Origin of the sequence: Streptomyces sp. PA03-6a, assembly GCF_033792765.1 — a bacterium.
Taxonomy (GTDB): Bacteria; Actinomycetota; Actinomycetes; order Streptomycetales; family Streptomycetaceae; genus Actinacidiphila.
The window spans coordinates 1-11,954 of the sequence record NZ_JARAVK010000270.1 but is presented as its reverse complement, the minus strand read 5'-3'; the positions used below and the strand labels follow the sequence as shown (position 1 = coordinate 11,954).

General features: G+C 72.8%; 8 protein-coding genes. 4 read left to right on the top strand and 4 right to left on the bottom strand.

The features are described from left to right. Positions 1–515, bottom strand: a 515-nt coding sequence (locus PV350_RS39035; protein WP_500338187.1) for a hypothetical protein, incomplete at its 3' end; no start/stop codon positions are given. Positions 516–707: 192 nt separating this feature from the next. Between PV350_RS39035 and PV350_RS39030 the strand changes: the two genes are divergently transcribed. Together PV350_RS39030 and PV350_RS39025 are read left to right on the top strand one after the other, a co-directional pair. Further along, positions 708–2,510 (top strand): ABC transporter transmembrane domain-containing protein, encoded by a 1,803-nt coding sequence (locus tag PV350_RS39030; RefSeq protein ID WP_499515467.1) that lies wholly within the window; start codon positions 708–710, stop codon positions 2,508–2,510. Next, on the top strand, positions 2,507–4,288 hold the full coding sequence (locus PV350_RS39025; RefSeq protein ID WP_500338185.1) for an ABC transporter ATP-binding protein: 1,782 nt from the start codon (positions 2,507–2,509) through the stop codon (positions 4,286–4,288). Before PV350_RS39030 ends, PV350_RS39025 begins: the two co-directional genes overlap by 4 nt. Positions 4,289–4,370: 82 nt before the next feature. Here PV350_RS39025 and PV350_RS39020 read toward each other — a convergent pair whose 3' ends face one another. Further along, positions 4,371–5,168 carry a metal-dependent hydrolase gene (locus PV350_RS39020; protein ID WP_499515465.1) on the bottom strand — a complete coding sequence of 266 codons (798 nt, stop codon included), beginning with the start codon at positions 5,166–5,168 and terminating at the stop codon, positions 4,371–4,373. A 132-nt stretch (positions 5,169–5,300) separates the two neighbouring features. On the opposite strand from PV350_RS39020, the gene PV350_RS39015 reads away from it, so the two are divergent. Further along, complete coding sequence (locus PV350_RS39015) at positions 5,301–7,814, top strand: DEAD/DEAH box helicase (RefSeq protein ID WP_500338183.1); 2,514 nt, start codon at positions 5,301–5,303, stop codon at positions 7,812–7,814. Positions 7,815–7,851: 37 nt separating this feature from the next. Beyond that, positions 7,852–8,718 (top strand): acyl-CoA thioesterase, encoded by an 867-nt coding sequence (locus PV350_RS39010; RefSeq protein WP_500338181.1) that lies wholly within the window; start codon positions 7,852–7,854, stop codon positions 8,716–8,718. A 69-nt stretch (positions 8,719–8,787) separates the two neighbouring features. Here PV350_RS39010 and PV350_RS39005 read toward each other — a convergent pair whose 3' ends face one another. Next, complete coding sequence (locus tag PV350_RS39005; protein WP_500338179.1) at positions 8,788–10,620, bottom strand: vWA domain-containing protein; 1,833 nt, start codon at positions 10,618–10,620, stop codon at positions 8,788–8,790. Continuing rightward, positions 10,617–11,678, bottom strand: coding sequence for an ATP-binding protein (locus tag PV350_RS39000; RefSeq protein ID WP_499515461.1), 1,062 nt, complete (start codon positions 11,676–11,678; stop codon positions 10,617–10,619). The genes PV350_RS39005 and PV350_RS39000 overlap by 4 nt, the downstream gene beginning before the upstream one ends. Positions 11,679–11,954: the final 276 nt, after the last annotated feature.

Below are 11,954 nucleotides of genomic sequence, written 5' to 3'. Positions count from 1 at the left end.
AGCGGGGACGTGCCCTTGACCCGGTTGTAGTCGATGGCGATGACCAGGTCGAAGTCGTGCCAGTGCGACCGGGACCACGACCGCGGCGCGGCGAAGGCGGACGAGTGGTGGTAGGGGAGCCTGGCCCGCGGCTCGGGCAGGACACCGCCCGCGTCCGAGAGCGTGAAGACGCCCACGGGGCTCTTCTTGTCCCCCTCGTGGTGGTCGGTCGTCCAGCCGCCCTTTCCGTTGTGCCCGGACCACGAGCGCTCGCGCTTCCACAGGTCGCCCTGCCGGGTGTACAGCACGATGGTCGAGTCGGCCGATCCCGCACCCTGCCCGTACACCGCGACGACCTGGCGGGAGTCCGCCGGGATGCGGGACCGCAGCGCGGGGCCGACGCCCGGTATCCCACGCGTGGCGGCCGCCTGGGTGGCGCGCGGCGGCTGCTTCACGGCGTGCGCCGACGTGTCCCGGTGCTCCTCCGCGCCCCCGGCACAGCCGGCGAGCAGCACCAGCGCCGCCGCGACGGCCACCGTCCCCGCCCCACGCCTCACTCGAACCGCCCCACTTCCCTGAAGTCGCGTCCCATCTTCGCACCCTTCGGTGAGGACGGATGCGGACCGTGTCCCGTTCCCCCGCCCCGGGAAAAAACGGGTTGAATTCATCACCTCTGTGACGCGACGCTGGCACGTCTCCTCCCACCCCAGCATCGATGTCGGGATGTCATGTCGCTACGCGCTCTCCCCCATGCCGACCCGGGTGTCCCCGACACCCGCTCCGGCTTCCGTTTCCTGCTCTGGCTGGAACAGCGCCAGATCGGCGGCCAGATCAAGGCCACGCTGTGGGGCACCCTCCACATGGCGGCCGTGGCCTGCTTCCCGGCCGCCGTCGGCATCGCCGTGCAGGCCGTCGTCGACGGCTCCGGCGGACGGCTCGCGCTCGCGGGCGGCCTGATCCTCGCCCTGGGCGTGGTGACCGCCGTCGGCGACACCATGCTGCACCGCACCGCCGTCACCAACTGGATCTCCGCGGCCGCCCGGGTGCAGCTCCTGCTGTCGCGCAAGACCCTGGAACTGGGCTCGCTGCTCACCCGGCGGGTCGCGGCGGGCGAGGTCGTCGCGGTGAGCACCGGCGACGTCGAGAAGATCGGCTGGTTCGTCGAGGCACTGGCCCGCTTCGCCTGCTCCCTGCTGGCGACCGTCGGCGTCACCGTCGCCCTGCTGGTGTACCGGCCCGAGCTGGGGCTGATCGTGGCCGCGGGTGTCCCCGTACTGGCCTTGGCGGTGCTGCCGTTGCTGCCGCACGCGACGCGGCGCGCCGACGAGCAGCGTGCCAAGGCGGGCAAGGCCACGGAACTCGCCTCCGACACCGTGGCCGGACTGCGGGTGCTGCGCGGCATCGGCGGCGAGGAGCTGTTCCTGTCCCGCTACCGGCGGGCCTCCCAGGAGGTCCGCAGCGCCGCCGTCCGCAACGCCCGGATGTGGGCGCTGATCAGCGCCGTGCAAGTGGCCCTGCCCGGCCTGCTGCTGCTCGCGGTGACCTGGTACGGCGCGCGGCTGGCGCTGGACGGACGGATCACGGTGGGCGAACTGGTCACCGTCTACGGGACGGTGGTCTTCCTGCTGTTCCCGCTGCGGGGCTTCGAGGAGATCGCGATGGCGTACTCCTTCTCCCGGCCGTCCGCCAAGCGCGCCGCCGCCGTGCTGGCGCTGCGGCGGGACACCGCGGGCGACGACGGCGGAGCCACGGCGGGCACGGGACCGCTGCCGGCGGGCGACCTCCACGACCCGCTGACGGGGCTGCTCGCCCCGGCCGGGGAACTGACCGCCGTGGTGTGCGGGGACCCGGACGCGGCCGGCGCCCTCGCGGACCGGCTGGGCGGGCACAGCCCGGCCGGGACCGGGGACGGCCCCTCGGTGCTGCTCGGCGGGACGGCGCTGGACGACCTGCCGCTCGCGGCGGCCCGCGCGGCCGTGCTGGTCCAGGACAAGGACCCGGTGCTGCTGTCGGGAACGCTGACGCAACTGCTGGACGTGCCCGCCTCCGGCCAGGTCACCGCGGCCGAGGCCCTCGCGGCGGCGCAGTGCGGCGACGTGCTCGACGCACTGGCCCAGGCCTCGGTGGACGACTCGGGCGACCCGATGCGTTCCCGCATCACCGAGCGCGGACGGTCCCTGTCGGGCGGCCAGCGGCAGCGGCTGGCGCTGGCCCGGTCACTCGTCGCCGATCCGGAGGTCCTGGTGCTGGACGAGCCGACCAGCGCCGTCGACACGCACACCGAGGCCCGGATCGCCCAGGGCATCAGGGCGCTGCGCGACGGGCGGACGACGGTGGTCCTCACCTCCAGTCCGCTGCTGCTGGACCGCGCCGACCGGGTGGTGTTCGTCGAGGACGGCACGGTGCGCGCGTCCGGCACGCACCGCGAACTGCTCCGGGCCGACCTCGGCTACCGCGCGGTGGTCACCCGCGAGACCGAGCAGGCGCCCGAGGAATCCGCACGTCTCGAGAAAGCCGAGGAAACCGCATGATCGGCGTGGAACCGCCGGAGTACGACCCGGCCGCGCCACGGCACGTGACGACCTTGCCGGTGGGCTCGCCCGCCACGGTGCGCGGTTACGTCGGCGAGCTGGCCCGGCGGCACCGGGGTGCGTTCGCCGTGCTCGTCTCGGTGAACACCGTCGCCGTCGTCGCCTCGATGGTCGGCCCCTATCTGCTGGGCGGGCTCGTCGAGGACCTGGCGGCGGGCCACCGCGACCTGCACATCGGACGCACCATGGCGCTGTTCGCCGCCGCGCTCGCCGTGCAGACGGTGTTCGTCCGGGAGGTGCGGCTGCGCGGCGCGATCCTGGGCGAGCGGATGCTGGCGGACCTGCGCGAGGACTTCCTCGTACGGTCCGTGGGGCTGCCCCCCGGTGTCCTGGAGCGGGCGGGCACGGGCGACCTGCTGTCCCGCATCACCACCGACATCGACCGGCTGTCCAACGCGATGCGGGAGGCCGTGCCGCAACTGGCGATCGCCGTGGTGTGGAGCGGACTGCTGCTCGGCGCGCTGATGGTCACCTCGCCGCCGCTGGCACTGGCGGTGCTGGTGGCCGTACCGGTGCTGCTCGCCGGCTGCCGCTGGTACTTCCGGCGCGCGCCGCGGGCGTACCGATCAGAGGCCGCCGGCTACGCGGCCGTCTCGGCGGTCCTCGCGGAGTCGGTGGACGCCGGGCGCACCATCGAGGCGCACCGGCTCGGCGACCGCCGCGAGGAGCTGTCGCGCATCCGCATCCGCCAGTGGGTGGCGTGGGAGCGCCACACGATGTGGCTGCGCAGTGTGCTCTTCCCGGTGATCAACGTGACGTACATGCTGATCCTCGCGGCGGTGCTGCTGATCGGCGGGACGCTGGTCCTGCACGGCCGCGTGACGGTGGGCGAGCTGACGACGGGCGCGCTGTACGCGCAGATGCTGGTCGACCCGATCAACCTCATCCTGCGCTGGTACGACGAGCTGCAGGTGGCCCAGGTGTCGCTGGCCCGGCTCGTCGGCGTCCGGGAGGTCGAGCAGGGTTCCGGGGACGAGCGGGTGGCGCCGGACGGCCGCGACGTCCACGCCGACGAGGTGCGCTTCGGCTACCGCGCCGGCAGCGACGTGCTGCACGGGGTGAGCCTGCGGGTCCGCCCCGGCACCCGGCTGGCCCTGGTCGGCCCGTCGGGGGCGGGCAAGTCGACGCTGGGGCGGCTGCTGGCCGGGATCTACAGCCCGCGGGCCGGCGAGATCACCCTGGGCGGCGCACAGCTGGCCCGGATGCCCGCGGAACGGGTCCGCGAGCACGTGGCCCTGGTCAACCAGGAGCACCACGTCTTCGTCGGCACGCTTCGCGACAACCTGCTGCTGGCACGCGCGGGAGCGGGTGACGACGAGCTGTGGGCAGCGCTCACCGCGGTCGACGCCGAGGGCTGGGCACGGGCGCTCGACGACGGCCTGGACACCGAGGTCGGCTCGGGCGGCGCCGCGCTCACCCCGGCCCAGGCGCAGCAGGTGGCGCTGGCGCGGCTGGTCCTCGCCGACCCGCACACCCTGGTGCTGGACGAGGCCACCTCGCTGCTGGACCCGCGCGCGGCCCGCCATCTGGAACGGTCGCTGGCCCGTGTGCTGGACGGCAGGACCGTGGTGGCCATCGCGCACCGCCTGCACACCGCGCACGACGCGGACCTGATCGCAGTGGTCGAGGACGGGCGGATCAGCGAGCTGGGCAGCCACCACCAGCTGGTGGAGGCCGACGGCGCCTACGCCGCCCTGTGGCGGTCCTGGCACGGTTAGGCCTGTGCTCGTCCGTGATGATGCGCGTGGCCCCGGCCGTCCTGCGACGGCCGGGGCCACGGGCGTGACGGGGATGGCGGGCTCAGCCGCCGAAAATGCCGAGTGCCCCCAGCGCGCCCAGGCCGCCGGCGGCGAAGAAGATCGGCGTGAGCACCTTGATCTCGACCCAGCTGCCCGCGCGGAACCGCATGGCCTTCGGCGGGCCCAGCGGGAACCAGCGCTTGCGGCCGATCGGGATGGGCCACAGGATCGGGCAGCCCGAGACGGTCAGGGCGTCGCCGATGCAGTGCACGAGGGCGCCGAGCACGATGGGGATGCCGATCCACAGGTACTGCTGCCCGGGCTCGGTGAACAGCCAGCCCTTGCCGTTCTCGGTGCCGTCCAGCACGTCGGCCAGCACCCAGGCGCTGGTGGCGCCGAGCAGCCACACCAGGATGTCGCTGGAGACCCGGGCCTGCCGCCACAGCAGTCCTTCGACGGCGAGCACGGCGTGCACGAACAGGATCACCAGGACCCCCCAGCGCCCGCCGTACACCGCGATCAGCGAGGCGCCCCCGCCGATCGCGACGGCCCACACCCAGGTATGGGTCAGTGTGCGGTGACCACCGGAACGGCGCGGGTCACCGGCCTTGCGCGTGGCCTTGTAGGTCGCGTACGAGAGCTTGTCGACGATCTCGCAGAACCACCGGGAGACCGGCCCGAAGGCCCGCGATATCGTGGCCGCCTTGTGGTCGAGGTCGGGGGCGAGGGCGGCGCCGGCACAGATCAGTGCGCCGACCACGAGCGTCGGCCAGGGCATCGGGTGGTCGAGCGCGGCGGCGAGTGCTCCCACCCCCAGCCATGCCGCCGCTCCGGAGATAGAGTGCGCCGGTCCCATCATGGTGTGCCCCGCCCCTTTCGACCCGCCTGCAGGCGGAGTTGACGCGTAATCGACGGCACACCATACCGCCGGTCGATCTTCCTCCGTACCGCCGGTTCCTCCCCTGGTCCCGGGGACAGGCAAGATGGGGGTGTGACCCTCATCGATCAGCTGCCTGCAGAGCCCGATCCCGACGCCCTCTTCGAGGCCTTCTCGTCCTGGGCGGAGGGCCGGGGCATCTCCCTCTACCCCGCCCAGGAGGAAGCGCTGATCGAGGTGGTCTCGGGGGCGAACGTCATCCTGTCCACCCCCACCGGCTCGGGGAAGAGCCTGGTCGCGGCCGGTGCGCACTTCGCCGCGCTCGCCCGGGACGAGGTCACCTTCTACACCGCCCCGATCAAGGCGCTGGTGTCGGAGAAGTTCTTCGACCTGTGCAAGCTCTTCGGCACCGAGAACGTCGGCATGCTGACCGGCGACGCCTCGGTCAACCCGGACGCGCCCGTCATCTGCTGCACGGCCGAGGTGCTGGCGTCGATAGCGCTCCGGGACGGCAAGGACGCCGACGTCGGCCAGGTCGTCATGGACGAGTTCCACTTCTACGCCGAGCCGGACCGGGGCTGGGCGTGGCAGATCCCCCTGCTGGAGCTGCCGCAGGCGCAGTTCCTGCTGATGTCGGCGACGCTCGGCGACGTCACGCGCTTCGAGAAGGACCTCACCCGCCGTACCGGCCGGCCCACGTCCGTCGTGCGCTCGTCGACGCGGCCGGTGCCGCTGTCGTACGAGTACCGGCTGACCCCGCTCACCGAGACGCTGACCGAGCTGCTGGAGACCCGCCAGGCCCCGGTCTACATCGTGCACTTCACGCAGGCGGCGGCCGTGGAGCGGGCGCAGGCGCTGATGAGCATCAACATGTGCACGCGCGCCGAGAAGGACGCCATCGCGGAACTCATCGGGAACTTCCGCTTCACCACGAAGTTCGGCCGCAACCTGTCGCGTTACGTCCGGCACGGCATCGGGGTGCACCACGCCGGCATGCTGCCCAAGTACCGGCGCCTGGTGGAGAAGCTGGCGCAGGCGGGCCTGTTGAAGGTCATCTGCGGCACGGACACCCTCGGTGTCGGCGTCAACGTGCCCATCCGCACGGTGCTCTTCACCGCCCTCACCAAGTACGACGGCAGCCGCGTCCGCGTGCTGCGCTCCCGTGAGTTCCACCAGATCGCGGGCCGCGCCGGGCGGGCCGGGTTCGACACGTCGGGCTTCGTGGTCGCCCAGGCGCCGGAGCACGTGATCGAGAACGAGAAGGCCCTCGCGAAGGCCGGCGAGGACCCCAAGAAGCGCCGCAAGGTGGTGCGCAAGAAGGCGCCCGAGGGCTTCGTCGGGTGGACGGAGAGCACCTTCGAGAAGCTCATCGCCTCCGATCCCGAGCCCCTGACCTCCCGGTTCCGGGTCACCCACGCGATGCTGCTGTCGGTCATCGCCCGCCCCGACAACGCCTTCGACGCCATGCGGCGGCTGCTGGAGGACAACCACGAGGACCGCAGGTCCCAGCTGCGGCACATCCGGCGGGCCATCGCGATCTACCGCTCCCTGCTGGCCGGCGGGGTCGTGGAGCGGCTGGACGAGCCCGACGAGGAGGGGCGCATCGTCCGGCTGACGGTGGACCTGCAGCAGGACTTCGCGCTCAACCAGCCGCTGTCCACCTTCGCGCTGGCCGCGTTCGAGCTCCTGGACCCGGACTCGCCCTCCTACGCGCTGGACATGCTGTCGGTGATCGAGTCGACCCTCGACGACCCCCGGCAGATCCTCGCCGCCCAGGAGAACAAGGCGCGCGGCGAGGCCGTCGCCGCCATGAAGGCCGACGGGGTGGAGTACGAGGAGCGGATGGAGCGGCTCCAGGACATCTCCTACCCCAAGCCGCTGGAGGAGGTGCTGTCGCACGCCTACGGCGTCTACCGCAAGAGCCACCCGTGGGTCGGCGACCACCCGCTGTCGCCCAAGTCGGTCGTACGCGACATGTACGAACGGGCGATGACCTTCACCGAGTTCGTCTCGCACTACGAGCTCGCCCGGACCGAGGGCATCGTGCTGCGCTACCTGGCGAGCGCGTACAAGGCGCTGGAGCACACCGTCCCGGACGACCTGAAGTCCGAGGACCTGCAGGACCTGATCGCCTGGCTCGGCGAGCTGGTCCGTCAGGTCGACTCCAGTCTGCTGGACGAGTGGGAGCAGCTCGCCAACCCCGGTGAGATGACGGCCGAGGAGGCCCAGGAGCGGGCCGACCAGGTCAAGCCCGTCACGGCCAACGCCCGGGCCTTCCGGGTGCTGGTGCGCAACGCCCTGTTCCGCCGGGTGGAGCTGGCCGCGCTGGAGCGGTTCGGCGAACTCGGCGAGATGGACGCCGGGTCCGGCTGGGACGCCGACGCCTGGGCCGAGGCCATGGACGCCTACTGGGACGAGTACGAGGACCTGGGCACCGGGCCCGACGCGCGCGGCCCGAAGCTGCTGCAGATCGAGGAGCGTCCCGACGAGGGGCTGTGGAAGGTCCGCCAGACCTTCGCGGACCCCGACGGCGACCACGACTGGGGCATCTCCGCCGAGATCGACCTCACCGCCTCCGACGAGGAGGGCCGCGCGGTGGTCAAGGTGACGGCCGTGGGCGCGCTGTGACCGCGAGGACGAGCACCCGCACGAAGGAGCACGCCCGATGACCAACCCCGCCGAGCGGCTGGTGGACCTCCTCGACCTGGAGAGGATCGAGGAGGACATCTTCCGCGGGCAGAGCCCCCAAGAACGCCTCCAGCGGGTGTTCGGCGGACAGGTGGCGGGCCAGGCGCTGGTCGCGGCCGGGCGCACCACGGACGGCAGCCGTCCGGTGCACTCCCTGCACGCGTACTTCCTGCGCCCGGGGCGCCCCGGGATGCCGATCGTGTACCAGGTGGAGAGGATCCGCGACGGCCGCTCCTTCACGACGCGGCGCGTCGTCGCGGTGCAGCAGGGCCGGACGATCTTCAACCTGACCGCCTCCTTCCACGCGCCGGAGCCCGGGTTCGAGCACCAGCTGCCGATGCGCGAGGTCCCGGACCCGGAGAGCCTGCCGAAGCTGAGCGACGAGCTGCGCGAACACCTCGGCGAACTGCCCGAGCAGTTGGAGCGGATGGCGCGACGGCAGCCGTTCGACATCCGCTACGTGGACCGCCTGCGCTGGACCGCCGAGGAGATCGAGGGCGCCGAGCCGCGCAGCGCGGTCTGGATGCGCGCGGTGGGCCCGCTCGGCGACGACCCGCTGGTGCACACCTGCGCCCTCACGTACGCCAGCGACATGATGCTGCTGGACGCCGTGCGCGTACCGGTCGAGCCGCTGTGGGGGCCGCGCGGCTTCGACATGGCCTCCCTGGACCACGCGATGTGGTTCCACCGGCCGTTCCGTGCCGACGAGTGGTTCCTGTACGACCAGGAGTCCCCCGTCGCGACCGGCGCGCGCGGCCTGGCCCGCGGCCGCATCTACGACCGCGAGGGCCGGCTGCTGGTCTCCGTGGTCCAGGAGGGGCTGTTCCGGAAACACGGCGGCTGAGGGTCCCGGGAGCCGGTGCCCGTCCGGTACCGGCTCCGGCTCCGGGGGCCTCCTTGCGCCGACCGGGCCTCAGCGCATGCGGAAGACCGGTCCCTTGGGCGTGAACGGAAGGCGGGCGTCCTGGGGGATCAGGAAGGCGTGTTCGCGGCGTATCCGCAGGACGTCGCATTCGCCGTCCGTGATCAGCAGGACCGGGGCCGTCGGCGGGAAGTCCGGGGCGCGCTGGAGGAGGTCGACACCGGGCTGCAGCACGGTGCCGCCACGGCCCCTGACGCGTACCCGGTGGGCGATCTCGGTCACCGCCAGGTAGCCCGCGTCGAAGGGGGCGGCGTCGCAGAACACCACGCGGGCGGCCGTCACGTCGCGGGCGGTGGCGTAGGACGCGATGGCGCCGAGCGCCTTGCCGAGCAGCGCCCGGCTCATGGACCCGGAGGTGTCCAGCACCACACCGAAGGTGCAGCGGGCCACTTCCTGCGGCGGGTGGCTGCGGCCGGCCCGGGGGATGTCCGGTGTGGAGGCCTGCCGACGGGCCGGGCGGGCGAAACTGCGCACCGCCTCGGGACGGGGCACGTACTCGTCGAACCAGCGGGCGAGCCTGGCGTCCCACGGCAGCGGTGGGTGGGACAGCGCGCGGATCTCCTCGACGAGTCCGGCGGGCAGGAGTCCGCGCTCGCGGTGGTGCAGTTCGAAGCCCTGGAGCAGCCCGCGCCGGTAGAACTCGTCCAGGTCGACCCACGTGGGGGCGGTCTCCCCGGGGCGCGGCAACGGCTCCCCGAGCACGTCCCCGAGGCCCTTGCCGCGCAGCGTGGCGAGCCGGCGCAACCGCCGCTCGTCCCGCGCGATGCGGTCGTAGACCTCCTCGCTGGACAGTCCGGCCAGGGCGGGGTCGTGCAGCAGGCCCTCGGGCATCTGCCCGACGCCCATCTCCAGCAGCCAGCCGTTGATCACGTAGTCGGCGGCGACGTTGAACAGGTACGGGTCCCGGCCGCCCCGGCGGTCGCCGTGGCGCAGCGCGGCGTGCAGCATCTCGTGGGCGAGGATGAACCGCCATTCCTCGTCGGTGTACCGGCACAGGGGGTTGAGGTAGATCTCCCCCGCCTCGGCGTTGACCGCCGCCACCGAGATCCGCTGGGCGCGGGCGAGTTCGGCGTCGGCGACCAGGGTCATCCCGGCGGCGATGCCGCCGAGCAGCGGGTAGGAGGAGACGAACCAGCTCAGGGCGCGCTCCCAGGGACGCAGCGGGCGCCGGGCCCCGGTGAGCTCCTCGCGGCGGCCTCCGGCGACGTCCATGGCCGCCGACATCGTCCGGGTCAGGGCGCTCGCGAAGGCGAGGGTCCAGTCCTCCGGTGCCCTCCAGGACGGTTGCCAGGGGTGGAGCACCTGGTCCGGCTGCGGGCCTGCGGTGCCGCACGCCGAGAAGCCGGCGGGGATGCCGTCGCGGCGCCAGCGGGCGGCCAGTTGTTCCTCGTCGCCGTCCGGGAACACCGGGGGCAGCGCGACGGGCGCCCGGCCCACGGGGAAGGTGTCCAGGAAGCGGTTGACCACCGCGCAGCGGGCGGCCAGGTCGAACCGGTCGGGCTGTTCTCGCGGGCCCCTGGCGGCCGGCACGTGCCCGAAGCCCAGGTGCAGGAGGCAGTGCGCCAGCACCCAGGCCCACTCCTGCGGGTCCGCGCGGCGCCGGGGGTCGGCGTGCACGACGCCGTTGGAGGTGACGCAGGCCCAGCCGTCGCGAGGGTGCTCCTCGCACTCCTCACTGCGGCACAGACGGCCGTTGACGGCGGAGAGCGCGGCGAGGGCGGTGTTGCGGCGCAGCAGGTCGACGCCGGCGGCGAACGCCTCGGCCGCGGGGTCCTTGCGGGGTGCCGACCGCGCCCGGGACCTGTCGCCGCGTGCGCCGCTCACCGGCGCGCCTCGACCAGGCGCGGCATGTCGCGGGCGGCCTCCAGCAGGAACCAGGAGGGCAGCACCGGGTTGTCGTCGTCACCGTCGGCGATCACGGTCTGGGCGACCTCGACCGAGATCTCCGCCAACTGCACCAGCAGCGACTTGGCCCGGTAGGCCATCTGCCGCACGGCCGGGGACGCGTGCTCCCGCTGCGCCGGCAGCTCCTTGATCAGACGCCCGCGGAAGGAGTCGGCGAGGTAGTAGAGCAGGTCGCGGTCCTCGATGCGGCGCGGCCAGGAGGCGTCCCCCTTGAGGATGGCGTCCAGCCCGTACGAGTGCCGGACGATCTTGACGTAGCCGCAGAAGGCCGTGGCGTGCGCCGGGGTGAGCGTCCCGTACGCCAGCACCTTCAACGTCTCCTCGTCCAGAGCGGGTCCGAAGGAGTGCAGCGCGTCGGAGAGCATGTGCCAGGCGCGCGGGGTGGAGAACGGCTCCTCGGTCTTGGGCGGCGCGGACCACAGGTGGTCCGGCCGGTCGGTGAGGTGGTCGGTGATCCACGGATGGATACCCGCGCCCGCCGCCCAGACCAGCCAGTCCGCAGCGGATGCCCGCAGATGGACGTGCGCGAGCCGGTTGACCAGGGCGGAGGCCATCGGCCGTGCCAGCGCGTTGTCGGTGGCACGGTTGCCCGCACCGATCACGATGCTGCCGGGCGGCAGCTCGTACGAGCCGATGCGGCGGTCGAGGATCAGCGAGTAGAAGGCCTTCTGGACATCGGGGGTGGCCGCGTTCAGCTCGTCGAGGAAGAGGCAGTACGGCTCGTCGCGGGCGATCGTCTCCGGCGGGCAGAAACGCGAGCGGCCGTCGACGATCTGCGGTACGCCGATGAGGTCCTCCGGAGCCAGCTGCGTCCCGATGAGACTGACGCAGTCCAGCCCCAGCGAGTCGGCGAACTCCCTGACCAGGGACGACTTCCCGATGCCCGGGGCGCCCCACAGGAAGACCGGGCGGACGGTGGCCAGGTTGAGCAGCAGCTCGGGCACCTGGGAAGGCGAGACGGTGACAACACCCTGCAAGCGCGGGCTCCTCGGAGATGAAGGGGATGGCGGGCACTCGACGGGCGCCGGCCGGCCCGAGCAGTCTCACCCCTGTCCCCACCCCGTCGCACCTGCTTTTCGGTGCATCGTCGGCCTCGCACTCCACCGCGCCCTCGACGAGTCGATCGGTCACGACGTCGTCATCACCGCCTGGTAACGCGCGGTGTGAGGGCCTGTCGGTCACCCCAGTCCGAGGAGGCGTCGCCAGCGGCTGCGCGGCGCCTCCTCGGACTGGGGTGACCGACAGGCCCTCAC